22 protein-coding genes and 1 pseudogene are annotated in these 20904 nt (G+C 67.4%); 8 read left to right on the top strand and 15 right to left on the bottom strand.

What is annotated here, in order from left to right; genetic code table 11:
• Positions 1-110 precede the first annotated feature (110 nt).
• Positions 111-641, top strand: coding sequence for a CGNR zinc finger domain-containing protein (locus DM816_RS02325; RefSeq protein ID WP_170318766.1), 531 nt, complete (start codon positions 111-113; stop codon positions 639-641).
• Positions 642-773: 132 nt separating this feature from the next.
• On the opposite strand, the gene DM816_RS02320 is transcribed toward DM816_RS02325, so the two are convergent.
• The 5 genes from DM816_RS02320 to DM816_RS02300 all read right to left on the bottom strand — a co-directional run bounded on the left by DM816_RS02320 (position 774) and on the right by DM816_RS02300 (position 3682).
• Positions 774-1502: a sugar phosphate isomerase/epimerase family protein gene (locus DM816_RS02320; protein WP_425455204.1), complete on the bottom strand. Its 729-nt coding sequence runs from the start codon at positions 1500-1502 to the stop codon at positions 774-776.
• Between the two features lie 189 nt (positions 1503-1691).
• Positions 1692-1892 carry a hypothetical protein gene (locus tag DM816_RS02315; protein ID WP_117208369.1) on the bottom strand — a complete coding sequence of 67 codons (201 nt, stop codon included), beginning with the start codon at positions 1890-1892 and terminating at the stop codon, positions 1692-1694.
• Positions 1893-1898: 6 nt separating this feature from the next.
• Positions 1899-2372, bottom strand: coding sequence for a hypothetical protein (locus DM816_RS02310; protein WP_117208368.1), 474 nt, complete (start codon positions 2370-2372; stop codon positions 1899-1901).
• A gap of 9 nt (positions 2373-2381) precedes the next feature.
• The gene (locus DM816_RS02305) at positions 2382-2759 is read right to left on the bottom strand and encodes a YunG family protein (RefSeq protein WP_117208367.1); all 378 of its coding nucleotides are present in this window, start codon (positions 2757-2759) and stop codon (positions 2382-2384) included.
• A 14-nt stretch (positions 2760-2773) separates the two neighbouring features.
• Positions 2774-3682: a Ppx/GppA phosphatase family protein gene (locus tag DM816_RS02300; RefSeq protein WP_117208366.1), complete on the bottom strand. Its 909-nt coding sequence runs from the start codon at positions 3680-3682 to the stop codon at positions 2774-2776.
• A gap of 43 nt (positions 3683-3725) precedes the next feature.
• Between DM816_RS02300 and DM816_RS02295 the strand changes: the two genes are divergently transcribed.
• From DM816_RS02295 to DM816_RS02285, 3 genes are read left to right on the top strand one after another with little or no spacing between them, the layout of a single operon-like run.
• Entirely contained in the window at positions 3726-4487 is a 762-nt protein-coding gene (locus DM816_RS02295; RefSeq protein WP_117208365.1) for a DUF3109 family protein, read from the top strand.
• A 26-nt stretch (positions 4488-4513) separates the two neighbouring features.
• Positions 4514-4996 (top strand): SigE family RNA polymerase sigma factor, encoded by a 483-nt coding sequence (locus tag DM816_RS02290; RefSeq protein ID WP_117208364.1) that lies wholly within the window; start codon positions 4514-4516, stop codon positions 4994-4996.
• Entirely contained in the window at positions 4993-6246 is a 1254-nt protein-coding gene (locus DM816_RS02285) for a hypothetical protein (protein ID WP_117208363.1), read from the top strand. The genes DM816_RS02290 and DM816_RS02285 overlap by 4 nt, the downstream gene beginning before the upstream one ends.
• Positions 6247-6407: 161 nt before the next feature.
• Here the strand turns inward: DM816_RS02285 and DM816_RS02280 are convergent, their stop codons facing one another.
• On the bottom strand, positions 6408-7091 hold the full coding sequence (locus DM816_RS02280; RefSeq protein ID WP_117208362.1) for a response regulator transcription factor: 684 nt from the start codon (positions 7089-7091) through the stop codon (positions 6408-6410).
• Entirely contained in the window at positions 7091-8227 is a 1137-nt protein-coding gene (locus DM816_RS02275; protein ID WP_246001456.1) for a sensor histidine kinase, read from the bottom strand. Before DM816_RS02275 ends, DM816_RS02280 begins: the two co-directional genes overlap by 1 nt.
• Before the next feature lie 225 nt (positions 8228-8452).
• Between DM816_RS02275 and phoU the strand changes: the two genes are divergently transcribed.
• Positions 8453-9118 carry a phosphate signaling complex protein PhoU gene (phoU, locus tag DM816_RS02270; RefSeq protein ID WP_117208360.1) on the top strand — a complete coding sequence of 222 codons (666 nt, stop codon included), beginning with the start codon at positions 8453-8455 and terminating at the stop codon, positions 9116-9118.
• On the opposite strand, the gene DM816_RS02265 is transcribed toward phoU, so the two are convergent.
• Together DM816_RS02265 and DM816_RS02260 are read right to left on the bottom strand one after the other, a co-directional pair.
• Positions 9075-9971: a metallophosphoesterase family protein gene (locus DM816_RS02265; RefSeq protein ID WP_117208359.1), complete on the bottom strand. Its 897-nt coding sequence runs from the start codon at positions 9969-9971 to the stop codon at positions 9075-9077. The two genes, phoU and DM816_RS02265, sit on opposite strands and share 44 nt — an antisense overlap.
• Positions 9968-10339, bottom strand: a complete 372-nt coding sequence (locus tag DM816_RS02260) for an endonuclease/exonuclease/phosphatase family protein (RefSeq protein WP_162907013.1) — start codon at positions 10337-10339, stop codon at positions 9968-9970. Before DM816_RS02260 ends, DM816_RS02265 begins: the two co-directional genes overlap by 4 nt.
• 53 nt (positions 10340-10392) lie before the next feature.
• On the opposite strand from DM816_RS02260, the gene DM816_RS02255 reads away from it, so the two are divergent.
• Positions 10393-11316: a tetratricopeptide repeat protein gene (locus DM816_RS02255; RefSeq protein WP_117208357.1), complete on the top strand. Its 924-nt coding sequence runs from the start codon at positions 10393-10395 to the stop codon at positions 11314-11316.
• Here DM816_RS02255 and DM816_RS02250 read toward each other — a convergent pair.
• The 6 genes and pseudogenes from DM816_RS02250 to DM816_RS02225 all read right to left on the bottom strand — a co-directional run bounded on the left by DM816_RS02250 (position 11294) and on the right by DM816_RS02225 (position 17914).
• Positions 11294-12136 (bottom strand): carbohydrate ABC transporter permease, encoded by an 843-nt coding sequence (locus DM816_RS02250; protein ID WP_117208356.1) that lies wholly within the window; start codon positions 12134-12136, stop codon positions 11294-11296. The genes DM816_RS02255 and DM816_RS02250 overlap by 23 nt on opposite strands.
• 34 nt (positions 12137-12170) lie before the next feature.
• Positions 12171-13154 carry a carbohydrate ABC transporter permease gene (locus tag DM816_RS02245; protein WP_117208355.1) on the bottom strand — a complete coding sequence of 328 codons (984 nt, stop codon included), beginning with the start codon at positions 13152-13154 and terminating at the stop codon, positions 12171-12173.
• Between the two features lie 173 nt (positions 13155-13327).
• Entirely contained in the window at positions 13328-14749 is a 1422-nt protein-coding gene (ngcE, locus tag DM816_RS02240; RefSeq protein ID WP_117208354.1) for an N-acetylglucosamine/diacetylchitobiose ABC transporter substrate-binding protein, read from the bottom strand.
• Positions 14750-14788: 39 nt separating this feature from the next.
• A pseudogene (locus DM816_RS02235) lies at positions 14789-15217 on the bottom strand (MurR/RpiR family transcriptional regulator); the annotation flags it as partial.
• A gap of 272 nt (positions 15218-15489) precedes the next feature.
• The gene (locus DM816_RS02230) at positions 15490-16725 is read right to left on the bottom strand and encodes an MFS transporter (protein ID WP_117208353.1); all 1236 of its coding nucleotides are present in this window, start codon (positions 16723-16725) and stop codon (positions 15490-15492) included.
• Positions 16709-17914 carry an MDR family MFS transporter gene (locus DM816_RS02225; RefSeq protein WP_117208352.1) on the bottom strand — a complete coding sequence of 402 codons (1206 nt, stop codon included), beginning with the start codon at positions 17912-17914 and terminating at the stop codon, positions 16709-16711. Before DM816_RS02225 ends, DM816_RS02230 begins: the two co-directional genes overlap by 17 nt.
• A 79-nt stretch (positions 17915-17993) precedes the next feature.
• Here DM816_RS02225 and DM816_RS02220 point away from each other — a divergent pair, with 79 nt between their 5' ends.
• Positions 17994-18731 (top strand): phosphoglyceromutase, encoded by a 738-nt coding sequence (locus DM816_RS02220; protein ID WP_170318765.1) that lies wholly within the window; start codon positions 17994-17996, stop codon positions 18729-18731.
• A 558-nt stretch (positions 18732-19289) separates the two neighbouring features.
• Positions 19290-20903, top strand: coding sequence for a serine/threonine protein kinase (locus DM816_RS02215; RefSeq protein WP_246001453.1), 1614 nt, complete (start codon positions 19290-19292; stop codon positions 20901-20903).
• The last annotated feature ends 1 nt before the right edge of the window (position 20904 follow it).

Raw genomic sequence — 20904 nt, 5'->3', positions numbered from 1 at the left:
CCTATCGCCCGCTCTCGGACAGGCCAGACAGCATTCAGGCATACGCTGGCACACCATTCTTACGGACCGTGCACTACCTTTGTCGGGTGGACTTCGATGCGTACGCCAAAATGGCGGTCGATCTCGTCAACGCTCCGCTGAGCGAACTCGCCAGCCTCCGGGAGATTTTGCCCGAGCCCGATTGGATGTGCGACGACGCCACCGAGCGCGATCTGCAGGTCTTCCGCAAGGCGCAAAAGCGGCTGCGCGACGTCTTCGAACACGGGTCGGCCGGGCGCGAGCGGGAGGCGGTCAACGAGCTCAACTCGTTGCTGGAGAGCCATCCGGTGCATCCGCGCATCTCAGGCCATCAATCGGGCAATTGGCACATTCACGTCACCAGCCGGGGCTCGATGGTCAGCGCCGAATACCTGGCCGGGGCGGTTTGGGGCCTGTCGGTGTGGTTGTGCAACTACGGCAGCGCGCGCTTCGGCGTTTGCGCCGATGATCGGTGCGGCAACGTCTACCTGGACACGTCGTCCAACAACTGCCGCCGCTTCTGCTCCGAGCGCTGCGCGACCAGGTCGCACGTGGCGGCCCATCGCGCCCGCAAAAAGGCCGCCATCGAGGACACGGCCACCAACCTCACCCCCGTCGGCTAACCCTTTTTTCGCGTCGATCATGAACTTAGGTCCATGTTCGACGGCGTGTCGCCGCATCAACCATGATCGCTCTGCGCTATTGACCATGAGGCTGGCGTCACGACACGCCGCCGAATGGACTTAAGTTCATGATCAACGCGAGAGGGGGACGGCGAGGTGGGTGCGGGTGAAGGCGAGCGCCTCGGCCAGGGCCGCCTCGCGGACGGACCGGCTGCGGGCGCCCCGGGTGGCCACTTCGAGCGCGACCGATCCGGTGAAGCCGCGCTCGCCCAGCGACGCGAGCAGCTCCGCGCACGGCTGGTTGCCGCGGCCGGGCACCAGGTGCTCGTCACGCCCCTCGCCCGTGCCGTCGCCGAGGTGGATGTGCGCCAGCCCGGCCCCCATCCGGTCGGCCATGTCGAGCGAATTGATCCGGCTCGCGGCGCAGTGCGACACATCCAGCGTGTAGGAGCCGTAGCCGGTCTGCGTCGGGTCCCACCCGGGTGAATACGGCACGAACGTGCGCCTTGCCAGGCGCACCGGATACATGTTTTCGACGGCGATCCTGATGCCAGGGTGGCGAGTGGACAGTTTCTCGATCCCGTCGGCGAAGCTGCGCGCGTAGTCACGCTGCCACGTGAACGGTGGGTGCACGACCACCGTGGTCGCCTCCAGCGACTCGGCCAGCACGACCGCGCGGCGCAACCGGTCCATCGGGTCGTTGCTCCACACGCGCTGGGTCACCAGCAGGCACGGAGCATGAACCGAGAGCACAGGCACGCCGTAGTGCTTGACAAGACCCTGCAGCGCGCCCGCGTCTTGGCTCACCGCATCGGTCCAGACCATCACCTCGACACCGTCATAGCCCAGCGTCGCGGCCATCTCGAACGCGGCCGCGGTGGGCTCGGGGAACACCGACGAGCTGGACAGCGCTATGGGCACAGGCACCGTTTCAGCCTATGCCTCCGCCGCTAGAGCTCTGGCGTGACGGGTCCCCGGCATGTCCATGACCTGCGCAGAAGCGACAAATTTGGCGAGCGGGCGCCCCCGGCCGCTCGCACCGGCGATGCTTCACGGGGTCGGGTCACGGATCAGCGGGCCGGCCACGGGCACGGGCCGGGTGGCGCGGGCCGCCGCCACCGCGAGGCAAAGGTCGCGGCCCAGCGCGTCGGCCTCGTCGAGCGGCATGAGCTCGATCGATTTGCGGCCGCGCTTGATTTGGATCATGTCGCGCAGGATGAAGATGTCCAACCGGGGTCGCGCCAGGCTCATGTCGCATCACCCCACCACGCCCGCGGCCGCCGGAGCGGACACCGCGGCGATGGCGGCGGCCGCGCCGGGCGAACTCTGGCGCATTTGACTCAGGGCGGCATCGAGCAGGGCCAGACCGCGCGGGCGGGCACCGTCGGGGTTGGACGATCGGGCACGGGCGACCATGGCGAGGTCGGCATCTGCCATGGACACGGCCCGGCCGACGCTGCGCTGCTCGGCGAACTCCCCGATCAGCATGGACGCCAGCGCGGCCCGCTCGGTGGCCAGCGCCTGCTCCACCCAGTGGGCCCGGTCGGCAGGCGTGAAGCGGGCCAGATATTGATGCAGCCGGCCCATCTGCGGGCGGTGCCGGCGCATGATGAGCCGCAGGGCCATGCGCGCCACCGCGCGTGGGCACCCGGTCTCGCGCATGGTGCGGCGAACGAACTCGTCAGTGGGCGCAGCGGGCGCCGGTGCTGACGGAACCAGCGTGTCAATCACGCCTATAGATTAGAACTGGGGTACGACATCGAGGTGGGCCAGCACCCGCGAGCGCAACAGTTCGTACTGCTCAACGCACCTTTTGGGGGCTTTCCGGGCGACGATGCGGCCCGGGCCGACGAGCTCGTCCGGGCCGAACTGTTGCCGCGTCAGGTCGACGAAGGTGCCGTCGGGCAAACGGTTCCACGTGTGCCAGCCCTGCCGGTCACCGGACGCGTAGCGCACCTCGCCGACCACCAGATCACCGCCCAGCAGGTCGTGAAGGACGAGCGCGGTGACGCCGCACTGCCCGCGCGATGGGTTGTCCGGGCTCCACGGGAGGTCCACCGGATCGCACGTCTGCTCGTCCCAGGAACGCCTGATGGCCTCGACCAGATCGGCGGGCACAGAAGCCTGACCACTCAATGGAGTTGATCCAGACGGGAGAGGATGACACCCTCGCGCAGCGCCCACGGACAGATCCGAAGCTCATCGATGCCGAGCCGGCGCATGGCGCGCTCGGCCACGATCGCGCCCGCGACGAGCTGATGCGCGCGGCTGGCGCTGACCCCGTCGAGCTCGGCCAGCGACGCCGACGGCATGCGCTGGATGAACCCGCGCACCTGGTGCAGACCTGTCCGGGTAAGCGACCGCGGCGCCCACAGGCCGTGTCCACTTGGGACAGCCCCGGCAAGCCGCGCCAGCGACCGAAACGTCTTGGAGGTCGCGGCCGCGATGTCGAACCCGAGCTCGATGCCGGCCAGCAACGAGTCCACATGGGACTCCAGCTCGGCGACCTGGTCGGCGTCGGGCGGGTCGCTGGTGAACCAGTCGCGGGTCAGGCGGCCCGCGCCCAACGGGAACGAGAGCGCGTCGCCGGGCGCCTCGTCGCTCCCGGCCGCGATCTCCAGCGAGCCACCGCCGATGTCGAGCACCAGCAGCCGACCGGCAGACCAGCCGAACCAGCGCCGCACCGCCAGGAACGTCAGGCGCGCCTCGTCTTCCCCCGACAGCACCTGCAGGTCGACGCCCGCCTCATCGCGCACCCGGTGCAGCACCCGGCTGGAGTTGCGCGCGTCGCGCACGGCCGACGTGGCGAACGCCAGCATCTCGTGCACCTCCAGCTGCTCGGCCGCCTCGCGCGCCGCCGAGCACGCCTTGACCAGCGCATCGGCCCCGGCCGTTGTGAGCGATCCGTCGGCGGAGATCTGCTCGGCCAGCCGCAATCGCTCCTTCTGCGAGTGGGCGGGCCACGGGTGGGCGCCGTGGAACGCGTCCACCACCAACAGGTGAACCGTGTTGGACCCGACGTCGAGCACACCTAGGCGCATGCGCCTACGGTAGCGCCACGGTATGACGACGTAGGCTGGGCACGTGAAAGAGGTACTGCTGGGCTTCCCCCGCGAGTGGATTGAGTTCACCGATCCGGCCGATTCGGAGCACGTCATCCGGGCCGACCTGACCTGGCTGCTGTCCCGCTGGGGCTGTGTCTACGGCAACGGCTGCAAGGGCATCACGGGTCGCCCGGTCGAGGGGTGCTGCTCGCACGGCGCCTTCTTCACGGACAGGGACGACGAGAAGCGGGTGAAGGCGGCGGTCAAGCGGCTGGACCCGACCACGTGGCAGCGCCACGTCAAGGGCTTCAAAAACTGGACCGAGGTTGACGAGCTCGACGACAAGCCCGCGCGCCGCACGGCAACACGCAAGGGCGGGCCGTGCGTGTTCCAGAACGACCCCGACTTTCCGGGTGGCGGCGGGTGCGCGCTGCACGGCCAGGCGCTGCGCGACGGCGTACACCCCTTGAAATACAAACCCGATGTGTGTTGGCAGCTGCCGATCAGGCGCGGGCAGGACTGGGTGACCCGGCCCGACGAGACCAAGGTGCTGGTGTCGACGATCGCCGAGTTCGACCGGCGCGCCTGGGGTTCGGGCGGGCACGAGCTGCACTGGTGGTGCACGTCGTCGCCGGACGCGCACGTGGAGAAGGATCCGGTCTACATCACCTACGCGCCGGAGCTCATCGAGCTGCTGGGCGAGCTGGCCTACGCCGAGCTGGCCAACATGTGCAAGGAGCGCGAGGCCCGTGGCCTGATCGCGCCGCATCCGGCAACCGCCGCCGCCAAGCGCTCAACCTGATGCCCGGCTGAAACGTCGGTTCGGTTGTGACCGATGAAGGGTTCCGCGAATTTGTCGAGACGCGTTACGGAGAGCTCCTCCGTACCGCGTTTCTGTTGACTGGTACCCATCACGCCGCCGAGGATCTGCTGCAGTCTTCACTGTTGCGACTCATGGATCGATGGCACAGCGTCGATGAGCCCAAGAATTACCTCTATCGCATCATGGCCAACCAGCGGGTCAGCGTGTGGCGCCGGCTCGGCGCGCGCGAGCTCCTGACCGACTCGCTGCCGGTGCGCACCACACCGGACACGGCCGATGCCGTCGTGCAACGCGACGAACTGCTGTCCGCATTGGACAGACTACCGGCCCGCATGCGCACGGTTCTCGTGCTGCGCTACTGGCTGGACTACTCGGAGGCCGACACCGCCGCGATGCTCGGGTGCTCGGTCGGATCGGTGAAGAGCCAGGCCTCGCGCGGCCTGGCGAAGCTTCGCACCCGCTTGACCGGACAGGAGGTACTGGCATGAGCATCGATGAACTCCGGGCCGGCTTTTCCCGCGTGGCCGCGCAGACCCGCCCGGCCGCGAATCCCTACGGCCGCCTGATTTCCCGCCGCCGCACGCGTTCCCGGCTGCGCGTGTCGGCGTTCGCCGCCGCACTGCTCGCCGCCGCCGTGTCCACCCCGCTGGCGTTGCAGGCCGGCACGGCTCCCGCACCACCGGCGCCGGGCCTCAACCCTTGGGTCAAGCGGCTCATCGAGTCGCCCACCCGCGGCGGCCTCGCCGGCGACACCGCTCTGATGCGCGAGCTGGAGCAGGCGTTCGCCGCCAATCGGGAGCGGCACTCCGTCCCCAGCGGGATGGACCGCATGAAGATCCTGCTGGCCGACGACATTCTCGGATATCGGCACGTCGTCGTGGCGCACTATTCCGAGACCAGCTCCTTTCTCGTGCGCCGCTGGGCGGCCGGGCAGGCGGGGGTCGACGAGCTGATGAACGGGGGCTCGATGTACCGCCCTTCGGTCGACCCGTTCATTGTGGAAGGGGAGCGGGTCGACCAGAACACCTTCGTCGCCTTCGGGCTCGCACCCGCCGGATGCGTGATCAATACACCGGAGAGCAGCCCCGCAGACATACGCGATTATGTGGCTCGTGCGGCCGCCAGGATGGAGGTGTGGCGGGTCTCGTGCGACGGCAGGGAAATGGAGGCCCGTACGGTCGTCCCAGGCAGGATGTTCATATACAAGCCCGATCCGGCGGCTGTATACCGCGACATCACCGGCCGCGATGGCGCGGTGCGCTGGGACCACAACGACACAATCGTTGTCGGCCCGCTGTCCGGGACCGGGCCGGCGTTCCTCATGCTGGGCGACTTGGACAACGGTGTGCTGGCGCTTGAACCGCCCGGTGCCACGCCGAGCCCGAGCACGGCCGTCGACGGCCCGTCAGTCAGCGCCCCGCCATCGGATCTGATCAGCACGGGCAACGCGTATGCCGATGGCGACATCGTCGTCATCCGCCTGCCGCAGCGCGAAGGTGGGAACGTGGTGCTCAGCAACCAACTGCTGGTCCTGGGCCCCGCCGGGACGCGAGCCGAGGCCCTCGACGCCGATGGGAAGGTGCTGGACACCGGCGGCCTCGACGGCGGCCTGGGCTACCTGTCGGTCGCTGTCGGCGCCGCCACACGCATCCGGGTCGGACCGGTGAGCTTCGACTTCCACGAACCGGCCGCGGGACCACGGATCTTCGAACAGCCGCTATTCAGTAACTGGGGCTGACAACCTTTGCCCGGACCACGGGCGTCTCAAGATGCGGTGACTGGGCGACGGCTCACCCAGTCACCGTATTTTCAGCAGCGGTTGTGGTTCAACGCTTCGCGATGAACCACAACCGCGCAAGAGCACGGCTTCGCCTGAACAGAGTTGACCCGCACGAAACCTCACGGTTCGAACTTGTAGCCCAGCCCGCGCACGGTCACCAGGTAGCGCGGCGTCGACGGCTCGGGCTCGATCTTCGAGCGCAGCCGCTTCACATGCACGTCAAGGGTTTTGGTGTCGCCCACGTAGTCCGCGCCCCACACCCGGTCGATCAGCTGGCCGCGGGTCAGCACCCGGCCCGCGTTGCGCAGCAACAGCTCCAGCAGCTCGAACTCCTTGAGCGGCAACTGAACCGCCGACCCGTCGACCGTGACCACGTGCCGCTCCACGTCCATGCGCACCGGACCGGCCGACAGGGTCGCACCCGAGTGCTCCACCGCCTCGGCGGTCTGCCTGCGCAGCACGGCCCGGATCCGGGCGACCAGTTCGCGCGGCGAGTACGGCTTGGTGACGTAGTCGTCCGCGCCGATCTCCAGGCCCACCACCTTGTCGATCTCGCTGTCCCGCGCCGTGACCATGATGATCGGCACATTGGACCGCTGGCGCAGCTGCCGGCACACCTCGGTGCCCGGCATCTCCGGCAGCATCAAATCGAGCAGGACGATGTCGGCGCCCGTGCGGTCGAACTCGGTCAGCGCGGCCGGCCCGGTCGCGGCGATCGAGACCTCGAAGCCCTCCTTGCGCAGCATGTAGGACAGCACATCCGAGAACGACTCCTCGTCCTCGACGACCAACACACGGGACATCACTGTTTCACCCTTTCCAAGGTGGGTATCGGCAAGATCGCATCAGGGGGTACCGCGGGCAGCCGCAAGGTGAACGTCGAGCCACCGCCGAGCCGGCTGCGCACGTCGACCCGGCCGCCGTGATTGGTGGCGATGTGTTTGACGATCGCGAGGCCGAGCCCCGTGCCGCCGGTCTCCCTTGACCGGGCCTGATCCGCGCGGTAGAACCGCTCGAACACGCGGTCGAGATCCTGTGGTGCGATGCCGATTCCCTGATCGGAGACGCTGATGTCCACCCGGTCGTCCTCGGCGACCGCGCTCACGATCACCGCGGAGCCCGTATGCGAATATGCCACGGCGTTTTCGACCAGGTTGCCGACCGCCGTCGCGAATTGCTTGTCGTTTCCAAAAATCGTCAATCCTTTGGTACCGACGACGACCAGCTCGATGCGTTTGGCCATCGCCGCGGTGCGGGTCCGGTCGAGCGCATCGGCGATCACCCAGTCCACCGAGACCGGCTCGGGATCGGGCAACCGCTCGGCCCCCTGCAGCCGGGAAAGCTCCATCAGCTCGGTGACCAGCTGGCCCAATCGCGTGCTCTCGCGCTGGATCCGCTCGGCGAACCGGCGGCTCGCCGCCACATCGGTCGCCGGGTCGGCCCCTGGCGCGTCCGGGTCGGTCGCGTCCAGCAGGCCCTCGGCCAGCAGCTGCAGCGCACCGATCGGGGTCTTGAGCTCGTGGCTGACGTTGGCCACGAAGTCCCGGCGCACCCGCTCCACCCGGTGCGACTCCGTGACGTCCGCGGCCTCGATGCAGATCATGCCCCCGCCGATGGCGACTGCGCGCAGGTGCACGCCGAGCGGCTCCCCTGGCGGGCGCGGCAGGTCCATCTCAACCTCGCGCCGGATGCCCGTGTGGCGAACCTGGCCCGCGAGCGTGCGCAGGATGGGGTGGGCCACGACCTGGCCCGGCTGGGCGCCCGCGCGCAGCAGGCCCATCGCCCGCGCCGACGGGTTGGCCATGACCACGCCGTCGGAGGCATCGAGCAACACCACTCCGACCCGCAGCGAGTCGAGGCTCTTGCGCCCCAGCCCAGCGTACGGATCCAGCGGCGTGCCGGGCACCACCGCAGGCTCGTTTCTCCTGCCCCACCTCACGACTGCGATGGTAGGCCAACCCGCTCACCTGGCATTCCACCGAAGGCGACAATTCGGGCATCGCGCACGATGTTCACTTGTGCGCCTGCTTACGTTCACCTGGCCCTGCCTACAGTGAGTCCATGCGCCGACATGACTCCGTGCCTTCATCAGTAGGCTTCTTAGGCTCCTTCGTCACCTCTGGCCGCGGCTCCTCCGTCGCCGCAGAGCGGCGAGGGTGACCCGATGCGCGAGGAGTTCCGCGCCGAGCTTTACGAGGTCGGCCGCCAACTGGTGTCCATGGCCGAGGCCGTCCGCACAGCGATGAGCACCGCCACCACGGCCCTGCTGAGCGCCGACAAGGAGGGCGCCGAGCGGGTGATCGCCCGCGACGCCCAGATCAATGAGATTTTCCACTCGGTTGAGGACAAGGTGCTGCGCATCCTCGCGCAGCAGGCACCGGTCGCCTCCGACCTGCGCATGGTGATCACCGCGCTGCACATCGGCACCGATCTGGAGCGCATGGGCGACCTCGCCGAGCACGTCGCGAAGTCCGCGGTCCGGCGCTACCCGGCCGTCGCCGTGCCCGCGGAGCTCGCCGGCACGATCGGGCAGATGGCCAACGTCGCCGACCGCATCGCCGGCAAGGTCACGCTCGTTCTCGCCTCGCGTGACATCGATCGGGCCGCCGAGCTGGAGCACGACGACGACGCCATGGACGAGCTGGAGCGCTCGCTCTACGCCCGGATCCTGAGCCCCAACTGGTCGTACGGGGTCGAGGCCGCGGTCGACACCGCGCTGCTCGCCCGCTTCTACGAGCGCTACGCCGACCACGCGGTCAACGCCGGCCAGCACATCATCTACCTCGTCACAGGCGAGACTCCCGGTAGTCCCGAGCCGACCGAGCAGTAGCCCCGGCAAGGTCGAATTCGTCGCCGCACACGCCCGCCAACCAGTCGTCGTTGACGTACTCGAAAAGGAAAGTCTCGGTGTCAAGCACGCCGATGCTGCCGGGAGTCACCCGCTGCTGCGGGTTGTCCTGGTCGGGACGGTGCCGGTTGACCTTCGAATAAACGAGTTGGGCCAACGCAAACGAGACGGTCGGGCCATAGTGCCGCGGCCCGTTGGCGTGATGGTAATGGCCGCTGACGTGCAAGCGGGGCCGCAGCCGCGCGATGAGCCGGGACAGTTTGGGCGAGCCAACGGGTTCGCCGAGCCAGTCTCGACCCATGCCATAGGGACCGTCGTGCGTGACAAGGACATCCACGCTGCCCGGCTCGACGTCCATTAAGCGTGCGTATGCCGCCGCGTCCAGATCCATCTTCCCCGGCTTCTCGATTCGGCCGAGGAAGGCAACCCTTTGCCCCGCAACGGTTATGACTTGTCCACATGCGACATGATGGAACGCGCCGCCCGGGTCGATCGGGACGACACCGGCACCCCCGTGCAGACCGGCCAGCCACTCGAAATCCTCGTGGTTTCCGCTGACAAACAAGACGGGCGGGAGCAACGTCATCGCGCGCCGGATCGCCGACTCCAGTTCACCGGTCGGCGCCAGCATCCGGAACAGGTCGTGCTGCGCCGGGTTTTCGGCGGCAAACCGCCTGCTCGGCTGGTCCATCCGCTCCAAACTCGGAAACGCACCCATGTCACCGACCTGGATCACGGCGTCCAACCGCTGCCCGCAATTGTCTTGCCACGCAAGCAATGCGCCAAGTGCGTGCAACACGCAACCGTGCACGTCCCCTACGAACGCGATCCTCACGCCGTCACCGTCCGGAACTCGACCCGCAACGGCAGGTGGTCAGACGGCTCGTCCGGCGACGGGAGCACGACCCTGCGCGAGACGGCGTTGAAGTCGCCCGCGAACAGCCACGTGTCATCCGGTGCGGTGGCGTCGCGGTGGGCGATGTGGTGGGTTGCCTCGAAGCGGGCGCGGACGGCATGGTGTATCTCGGGCTCGACCTCCTGCAGGCACGGCAGGTCGGCGTCGAGGCCCGTGAGGCGTTGCCACACAAGGGCATGGCGGCGCGCGGGATCGAGCGCGCCGGGCTCGGAGAGGGGATAGCGATTCGGATGCACAAACGACTGCGCCGGCACGTTGCGGGTCACTGCCGCGAAGGTTGTTGCCATGAGGCGCACGCTATTGCCCCACGCCAATCGCCGACCAGGACACGATTCCGGACATGGACCTGACCGACCCGCTGGGCTGCACGTGGGGCCGATACGTCCAGCGGCTGGCCGACGAGCACGGCGGTTGGACCGCGCTCACCCACCTGCTCATGCGCCGGGCGGGTCCGTCGGCCGGCCTGCCGGAGGATCCCGGTTCGGTCGAGCGCGGCCTGCGCCGGCTCAGGTCCCGCGGCAATGCGCCGGGCGGGCAATATGGACAATGGCTCCTGGAGCATTTCGGCGTGCCGCGCCCGCTGGACGAGACGGCCCGCTGGATGGGCCAATACCACTCGCGCTTCTCGGACCTGCCGCTGTCCATGTGCGAGGCACAGCTGCGGTTGTGGGACCGCCCACCGATCTCGGAGTCGCCCGCCGCCTGCTGGATCCGCCTCGGCCTGGCGTCGATCGCGATGCGCCGCGGCGACATCGATACGGCGCGGTTGAGACTGCACGACGTCGGCGAGCTCCCGCCTGCGGCCCGGATCGAGGCGGATCTCCTCCACGCCCGCCTCGGCGATCGTGAAGCCCTGTCACGTGCCCGTGCCCAAATCGCCGTCCTGCCAAGGGACACCGACCGCGACTGCTACCACGCCCGCTGGGCCGACCAACGGGCCTACCAACTCGCGCGCGACGCACGATACGCAGCGGGGGCGCGCTTCTATCGGTCGATCGATCCGGACAGCCCGGCAGCGTTCGCGCTCTTCCGGCGGCATCACGGCCTCGCCTACTGCCACTGGAAACTGGGCGATCCCGACCGCGCGGCCGAGCATGCGGAAGCCGCCCTCGATCACGCCGGTGACGCAGGTCTGCTGCGCCTGCGCGTCATGGCCCTACGGCTGCTGGCGCACATCCGACCCGGCGAGGCGGCCCGTTTCGCCCAACGCGCCGACCGTATCGCCCAAGAGCTGGAGCACCTTACTTCGTCGTCGCGCCCGTGAGACCCGACTGCACCTGCCGGTGGAAAACCAGGTACACGGCCAAAATGGGCAGCATGGCAAGCGTCATGCCGGCGAACAGCCGCGCGAAGTCGGTCTCATAGCGCGCATTGGTCGCAAGCTCCAACAGCCCCTGCGTCAACACCTTCGGACCATCGTCGGCCTTGACCAGTACCACAGGCAAAAGAAATTGATTCCATTGCCCGATCACGTTGAAGATGGCGATGCTCACCAGGCCGGGCTTGGCCATGGGCATCATCACCTGGAAAAACGTGCGCACATGGCCGGCGCCGTCCACCGCGGCCGCCTCGGCGATCGTGGTCGGCAGGGTCCGGAAAAACGCGTGCAGGAAGAAGATCGTGAACGGCATGGAATAGGCGATGTACACGAGGATCAGCCCGCCGCGCGTGTCCACGCCGATGACCGACTCCAGCCCGAGCATCTCGCCGACGTCCTTGACGAGCAGGTACAGCGGCAGGATGCCCATGTAGATGGGCACGGTCAGCCCGGCGACGAACGTCCAGTAGATGACGCGGTTGCCCGGAAACCTGTAGCGCGCCAACACATACGCGGCCATCGCGCCGCACAGCATGGTGAGCGTGACGCTGAACGCCATCACCAGCACGGTGTTGGCGAAGAACTCGCCGATGTCGCCTTTGGTCCACGCCCGGCCGAACGCCCCGAACAACCACTGTTCCGGCAGGGCCAGCGGCTCGTTCAGGATCTCGGTATCGGTTTTGAACGACTGGATGACCGCCCACACCAGTGGAATGGTCACCATCGCGCCCCAGATGAACAGGAACGTGTGGGAGAAGGCGTTCATCACGCCGCGCTCTTTTTTCACCGCTGGAAACCCCTTAGAACTCAAGCTTTTCGCGGCTGCGGGTGATGCGCAGCTGCACGGCGGCCAGCAACAGCGTGATGATCGCGATGGACACGCCCATCGCGCAGGCGTACGCGAAGGCGTCGAAGCGGTCCGGGCGGAACGAGTTCGTGAGCATCCACGAGCTCATGACCTCGGTGGCGTGGTTGGGCCCGCCGACGCCCGGGGTCAACCCGACCACGAGGGCGTAGAAGTCGAGTGCGGCGATTCCCAGGTAGACCCAGGCAATAGAGACATGCTCGCGCAGCAGCGGCAGGGTCACCCTGAAGAAGGTCTGCACCCGGTTGGCTCCGTCCAGCGTCGCGGCCTCGAAGATGTCCTTCGGGATGGACTGCATGGCCGCGGAGAACAGCACCAGGTAGAAGCCGACGCTGCCCCAGATCGCCACGATGATCAGGCAGATCAGCGCGACCGGCGCGTCGAGCAGGAATTCGCCGAACGTCAGCTTGCCGATGACGGAGTCGGTCTCGCCAAGGAACGCCAGCGGTTTCTCGCGGTCCACGAGGCCGAGCTCGATGAGGATCGCGTTGAGCATGCCGCCTTCGTTGCCCTGATAGACGCGCCGCCAGATCACGGCGACGATGGCGATCGAGAGCACCTGCGGGAAGAAGAACACGAACTTGTACACCGACGACCCACGCACGCCCCGGATCCCCGCTTTGTCGCCGCGTCCCCCGATGTTGAGCATGAACGCGAAAAACAGCGCGATGAGGATGGTGAAGATGGGAAACAGCGTCAGTATCACCACGTTGTGACCGATGGCCCGCAGATACACCTCGTCGGAGAACAGCTCCAGATAGTTGGTGAAACCGACGAAGTTGTGCTCCGGGCTGAAGCCGGTCGTGTCCGTCAACGAGAAGTAGAACGCCTGTCCGTAGGGGACGAGCACATACACCACGTACAGCAGGACCGGAGCGAAGAGAAACCCGGTGATGAATCGGGCCCTGCCTTGCCGCATGGGAGTCCCTTTCGAAAGGAGGATGGGTGGGGCCGGAGGGTGAACGGCCCCACCCGTTATTCCTGCAGCGGGTGCTGAAAGCACGGCTTCGCCTGAACAGAGTCACACCCGTCGTTCCGGCAGCGGGTAGGCGTGGATTGTTCCGCGCCCGGCCCCACCTGACGCACAACTGTCTAATGAGGACGCTTCTGCTTGGTGATCTTGTCGTCCTTGGCCACCTCGTCGGCGACCTTCTGCACGGCGTCCATGAACTGCGCCGGCGTGATCTTGCCGGCCATGAGCTCGGTGGCCTGCGCGCCCACGGCCTTCTGCAGGGTCGGATACCAGCCCTCGTAGAACCAGTTGATGACCTCGGGCGCCTCGGCCGCGACCTTCGACGCGGACGTCAGCGCGTTGGAGATGGTCAGCCCGTCCGCCGCGCCCTTGACAACCGGCAGCGACTTGGTGAGCTCGGCGAACTTACGCGCCCACTCCTTGCTCAGCATGAGCCGCAGGAACTCCAGACCGCCCTGCACGTTCTTGCCCTTGGCCGGGACGATGAAGCCCTCACCCGGCGCGGCATGAACCGTGCCGTACTTGGCCTTGTCCGACGTGGTCACGTCCCACGGCGGCGCCACGGCGAGCTTGGCCTGCCCGATGGTCTTGGCCATCTCGCCCTCCAGCCACGAGCCACACCAGATGAACAGCGCCTTGTTGTCGATGATGGCCTGCTGCGTCGTGGTGTGGTCGAGCGTCGCCGCGCCCGGCTGCACCCAGCCCTTGCCGACCATCTCGGCCAGCTTCTCGGTGGCGGCCTTCACGGCCTCGGATTTCCAGGCGTTGGGCTCAAGATTGTCGATCGCGGCGATGGCCGCCTTGCCCCCGACCTTCCAGATCCACTCGTTGACGACGTTGTGGATGTACCACGGGTGGATGCCCTGGAACGTGTACGCGGCGATGCCCTCCTTCTTGGCGGCCTCGGCCAGCGTCTCGAACTCGGCCCACGTCTTCGGGACCTTCCAGCCCTTGGAGTCGAACAGCGCCTGGTTGTACCAGTGTCCGTAAATCGAGTAGGCGTAGTTCAGGGTGTACATCTTGCCGTTGAACAGACCCGACTCGATGGTGCCCGCGACGAGCGTGTCCTTGACCTTCTTGCTCGGGTCGTCGATGCTGTCGGCCTCCAGCAGCTCGGTCAGGTCGACCAGCTGCCCGCCCTTGACCACCGGGCCCACCGGGATGGTCTCGGGCGAGGAGTTGTTCAGCACGTCCGGCACGTTGCCGCTGTAGAAGCCTGGCTGGTAGTCGGTCAGGATGGTCTTGGAGAACTTGATGTCGACCTTGCCGCCGCGCTTCGCCTCGTACTGCGTCGCGAAAAACCTGGCGTAGTCCTCGCCGAACCCGCCGTTGAAGAACGCGGCGGACAGGCCCTTGCCCTGCTCCACGCCGAACGGGTTTTCCTTGGTCTTCGCCGCCCCGCCACCGGTGGTGCCGTCACCCTCCTGGTTACAGGCGGCGAGCAGGCCCGCGGCAGGCGTCGCGAGCAGGCCGGCGGCCGCCGCCCGCCGCAGCATGGTGCGGCGAGTGAGGTCCGACGGCCGGTCGGGGGAAGTTGTCATGTCATCTCCTAGAGCTGTTTTGTTGGTACCGAATGGGAGTCAGGCCGCCACGTCGTTGAGACGGTGCGCGGCGACCGCCTGTGCGGAGCGCTGAAAGGCGGTGTGGGAGCGGGCATGCGTGCGCTGTGCCACCGCGATGTACAGCAGGTCCAGCAGGACCAGCTGGGGGTGGCGGGCTGACAAGGCATCCGGCCGAAAGGTGGTGGCCTGCGCCGCCGTGAGGAGCACGACGTCGGCCACGTCCGCCGGCGGCGAACCGGGAAAGCTTTTCAGGGCAACGGTTGTCGCGTCTCGGCTCGCGGCCTCGGCGACCATTGCGACGGTCTCGCGGGTCTGCCCCGAGTGAGAGATGCCCAGGGCAACGTCTCCCGCGCGCAGCAGCGCCGCGCTGGCGAGTCCATTGTGGACGTCTGGCCACGTCCACGCGGCGACCCCGATGCGGTGCAAGGAGAATGCCATCTCCGCGCCGCCCCCACGGGTCCGTGAGCACATACTCGGCGACGCGCCGGATCGCCCCCGCTAAATGCGGGAGCCGCGCCCGTAGCCGAGCAAGCACACCTGACTCCACTGCCAACAACCCCTACTTTTCTGAAAGGACTGTTTACTGTTAATGGAAAGAATTCTTACTCACTGGGGCCGGGTGTCAACAGCGAATGCCCAAGTTTTCAATTTGTTACAGGACAGATCCCCTGCTCAGCCGATGGCTCGTCGGCCGAACAGGGGATCGCGTGATAGGCCGGTCAGGCTCCGGCCGGCTCCAATGAGACGCGACGCTCCGGCACGGCGGTGGTCACGGCCGCGACGTGCCGATCACGCGGCCCCGCCGCCAGCAGATGCCCGACCGCCGTGGCGCCGCCGAGCAGCCCGCAGATGAGCCAGTGCCAAGCGCCGATCGCGCCAAGACTCCAACCCCCGGCCGCCGGCGCCACGAAGAATGCCAAGGGAAAGACCAGACTGAAGACCGCTTGGTACCTGCCACGCAGATGCGCCGGCGCGAGCTGCGCGATGATCGAGGCGTTGGGCGGGGCCCCGATCATCTGCCCGAACGTCCACACGATCGCCGCAACCAGATAGACCCACGCGGCATCGGCGAACATCAACCCGAAGTAGCCGAACCCGATCAGTCCTAACGCGACAGCCAGCGCGGAGGCGAACCGCAGGCCCGCGATCATCCTGGGCACGAACAGCTGACCGAGCACGATCAGCGCGCCGCTCACCGACACCACCAGCCCGTATTCCGACGGCCGCAGGCCATCGGAGGCCATGGCCAGCTGCACGGTCGAAGTGCTCTGCACGGTCAGCACGGCGAGGGCGAACGTCAGCCCGACGAACGTGAGGAACACGCGATCCCGGAACACCACGCCCAACCCTTGCCGCACAACGGCTTTGACTGCCGCCGGGCGGGTCTCGGGCACGAGCCGCCACACCAGCACGGCGGTGAGCGCGGTCATCGCCGCATCGGCTGCGAACAGCGCGAAGAAGCTGACCTCGGCGATCAGCCCGGCGAGCGCGCCCGCGGCGGCCATGCCCATGTTGAATGCCCAGAACTGGAGGTTGAACGCGCGCGGCCGGTCCGGCTCGGGCGTCACGTCCACGATCGCGGCGACCATCGGCGCGCTCGGCAGCATGTGCGCGAGACCCACCAGCACGGCCAGGGTCGCGATCAGCCACACCGGGCGGGCGAAGCCGAGCGCCAGCATGAGCACCGCCGCCGTGGACGTGCCCGCAAGATAGGACTTCCTGCGCCCCCACCGGTCGGCGAGCACCCCACCGAGCAGCGTGCCCACGACACCGCCCGCGCCATAGGCCCCGGTCACCAACCCGGCCACGGCAAGGCTCGTCCCGCGCACCGTGGTCAGGTATGTCGGCAGCAGGAGCATCGCGAAAGCGCCCACCCGGTTGACCAGAAGCGCGCTGAATATGGCCCAGAACGTGCGCGGAAGACCGCCGACCGTCTCGCTAAGAAACAGCCGCAACCGGTACCCCCTGCTGCTGGGTGAGGAGCGCGGCGCGGCGGTCGCGGGCGGGGCCGGTCACGATCTGTCCAATCGCGACAGCCAGGCCAAGCCCGGCCAGGACCACCCAGAGCGTCGCCGGCGGGGCGTGATCGAGAAGTATGCCGCCGAACACGGGCGCGATGAAGTTGGCCAGCGTGAAGCTGGACGACGCGACGCCCTGGTATCGCCCGCGCATCTCGGGTTGCGAAAGGTCGGCGATGTAGGCGCCGTTGACCGGCGCGTTGAGCATCTCGCCCGCGGTCCACACCACGACGGTCAGCATGAGCAGCGGGACAGTGCCCGCGACCGCGACTGCTCCCATGCCCAGCCCGACCAGCAGGGCCGCCGCCGCGAGCACGTGCGTGCGCTTGCGCCTGCTGATGAGCTTGGGCACGAACAGCTGGCCCAGCACGATCATCACTCCGTTGACCGCGATCACCGTGCCGTAGTCGGCCGGGTCGAGCCCGCGCTGGTGCATCGCGATCGGGATCAGCTTGCACGCCTCGATGACGACCCACAGGCCCAGGTTGAGCGACACGAACACCATGAACACCCGATCGGTGAGCACGGCCTTGATGCTGCCCGTCGGCTTGACCTCCATGCGCACGGCAGAGGGCTTCGTCTCCGGGATCAGCTTGAACACCAGCACCGTGGTCAGGACATGCGCGCCCGCGGTGATCAGGAACACCGTCATGTGCGGCGCACTGGACAGCACGCCGGCCAGGATGGCCGCGACCGAGAAGCCCAGGTTGATCGCCCAGTAGTTGAGGTTCATGCCGCGCAGGCGGGCGCTCGGCCCGAGCACATCGACCATGGTCGCACTGAACGGTGCCCTGCCCAACCCGTTCCAGAACCCGAAAACCATTGCCAGCACGGCGATCCACAGGGCCTCGAAGGTGAGCCCCACAACGACCGCGGTGACCGCTTGGCCCAGGTTGGAAATCAGCAGCGTCCCACGGCGGCCCCAGCGGTCCGCGAGGATGCCACCGACCAGCGAGCCGACCGCCAGGCCCGCGCCGAACAGGCCCAGCACCAGGCCGGCGAACGTGGCGGAGAAACCGTAGTAGGCGACCATGTGGATCTCGAGGTACAGCATGACGAAGGCACCACTACGGTTGATCAGTGTGCCCGTCCAGAGCGCCCAGAAGGTCTTGGGTAAGCCACGCACTGCGCTAGTGTTCCTTACCTAACGGATCACTGTCACGCGGTTTAGCGGGTGTCTGCTGTCACATGAAAAGATGCAGGGCATGGTCGGAACACTCGTGCTGCTGCGGCACGGCGAAAGCGAATGGAACGCCAAGAACCTCTTCACCGGCTGGGTCGACGTTGACCTGACCGCCAAGGGCGAGGCCGAGGCCCGGCGCGGCGGCGAACTGCTCAAGGAGCACGGGCTGCTGCCCGATGTGGTGCACACCAGCGTGCAGCGGCGGGCGATCCGCACGGCCGAGCTGGCGCTGCACGCCGCCGACCGGCACTGGATCCCCGTGCACCGCTCCTGGCGGCTCAACGAGCGGCATTACGGCGCACTGCAGGGCAAGAACAAGAAGGAGACGCTCGCGCAGTTCGGCGAGGAGCAGTTCATGCTCTGGCGCCGGTCCTACGACACGCCTCCCCCGCCCATCGCCGAAGACGACGAGTGGTCCCAGTTCGGTGACCCGCGCTATGTGGGCGTGCCGGCACCGCACACAGAGTGCCTCAAGGACGTCGTGGGGCGCATGCTGCCGTACTGGTATGACGGGATCGTGCCCGATCTGCTGCTCGGCCGCACCGTGCTGATCGCGGCGCACGGCAACTCGCTGCGCGCACTGGTCAAGCACCTGGACGCGATCTCCGACGAGGAGATCGTCGGGCTCAACATTCCCACGGGCATGCCCCTGCGCTACGACCTCACGGACGACCTGCACCCGGTCAAGCGCGGCGGCGAATACCTCGACCCGCAGGCCGCGGCCGAAGCCGCCGCCGCCGTCGCCGCCCAAGGCCGCTAGCCCCTTCGGTCGATCATGAACTTATGTCCTTGTTCGGCGGCGCGTCACGGCATCAACTTCATGATCGACAGCCCGGCTGAAAGGTGAGCGTGGAGCGAAACTGGCCGTAAAAACACCGGTGGCCGGCCCTGCGACGCTCACCCCCGTTAGCGTCGCCGGCCAGCCGACCGGTTCTACAGGTGGCGCCGTCCCCCAACGGCATGTGCCACCCATCCCCCACGCTTCGCTTGGCGCTCGCGACCGGATAAATCCGATCGGGCAGTGACACCCGGGTGTCTCATCAAGCGTTGCGCTTGCCGACGACGTTACGCCGCTGGTCAACGAGCCGTCCAGTCATTTGTGAACCTCATTCGTCACTGTTAGTAACATCGTCAACAACAATCTGCGACCGAAACTTCTACCGGTCGGTATGTCGCTCCCGGGTCACCGAACCCTCACCAAGAGTGGTCGAATCCACTGATCGGTCGATGGTCGGAAACCCGTCACCCTAATGCCTGTCACCCCTAAGGGGCCTACTATCCAAGGCCGAGGAGGGGAGGCGGGCTAATGGGTTGGTCCGTGCCTGGATACGTTGAGCTCAAGGAACTGGGCAAGGGCGCCTCGGGACGGGTCGTGCTGGCCGAGCACGAGGCCACCGGCACCAAGGTCGCCATCAAGTACCTAGCCGACCACCTGCGCCGCGACCCCGACTTCATCGAGGCGTTCCGGGCCGAGGCGCGCATCCTGTCGGAGGTCGAAGACCCGCAGATCGCCCGGCTGTACGAGTATGTCGAGGCCCCCGAGGGCTCGGCCATCGTCATGGAGCTCGTCGACGGTGTCGCGCTGCGGGCGATCCTGCGCGAGCACGGGCCGACCGAGCCACAGTCGGCGCTCGTCGTGCTCAAGGGCTCGCTGCTGGGGCTGGCGGCCGCGCATGGGCGCGGGGTCGTGCACCGCGACTATAAGCCCGAAAACGTGCTCGTGGATCGGGAGGGGCACAGCAAGCTGGCCGACTTCGGCATCGCCGCGCGGGCGGGCATGACCGGCGCGCATGCCGGAACCCCGTCGTACATGGCGCCCGAGCAGTGGGCGGGCGCACCGGCGAGCCCCTCGACCGACATCTACGCCGCGACGGCCACGTTCTTCGAGTGCCTCACGGGGCACCCGCCCTACCGCGCGCCGGGTGACGTGCTCGGCCTGCGCAGCAAGCACGAGCAGTCGCCCATCCCGGTGGACGAGGTGCCAGAGGCCGTGCGCGGGCTCGTGCGGCGCGGGCTGGCCAAAAAGCCCGAGCACCGGCCCAAGGACGCGGCCACGTTTCTGGTCGAGCTTGAGGCGGTCGCGGGTGCCGGTTACGGGCCCGAATGGGAGGAGGAGGGCCGCGGCTCGCTCGCCAGGCGGGCGGCACTGCTCCTGCTGTTGTTCCCGCTCGCGGGTGCCGCGGCCGGCGGCACCGGGCTGGCGCAGACGGTGCTCGGCTGGTCGAAGCGCTCGATGAACATGGCCCTGGCCGGTGGGCTGGCGCTCGTGCTGGCTTTGAGCGGATTTTTCTGGTACCAGACATCGCGCGACAATCCGACCAACACCGCACTGGTCCAGACCACGCTCATGGCCAGCCCGACGGTCGAAGCCACCGCCACGCCCTCGCCTTCACTGGAACCCTCACTGGAACCCTCGCCGACACTGGAACCGAGCCCGACCCTCACTCCGTCGCCGACCCCCAGCCCGACCCGCACGCGCACACCCTCACCGAGCCCAAGGGTCAGCACCAGCCCACCGACACCCAACAAAGTGTTACGGATCGCCCTGCATCAATACAATCCTCAGCAACCAAGTCAGGGCGCATTCTGTTGGCTGGACCCAGCTAAGCCATCATGCGTGGATTATCCAACCAACACCAAGGGGCACTCTCGCGCACCTATCACCTTCACGACCCAGACGGGCGGAGCGTTCGTCCTCCGGCTCCGTTATGTCCACGTCAGTTCAGACGGCACGGAAAACGGCACACCGCTGACGGTCACTCATCCCGTGGCTGCAGGTGCAACGACACAGACAATATCGGTCAACCGGGATATCGGCTCTCTATTGACGTGTCGGGGAGGTCGGATAAAGCTAACTGTGTCCTCGGACATCGGAGATGCCATAAGCAATTCCGTCACTGTCTTCGATTATTGTCCATGGATCATTGGGTGAG

The organism is Allorhizocola rhizosphaerae, assembly GCF_003426775.1.
Classification (GTDB): Bacteria; Actinomycetota; Actinomycetes; order Mycobacteriales; family Micromonosporaceae; genus Allorhizocola; species Allorhizocola rhizosphaerae.
Note: the sequence above shows the minus strand (reverse complement) of the source record. Positions and strands in the feature narration are given on the sequence as shown.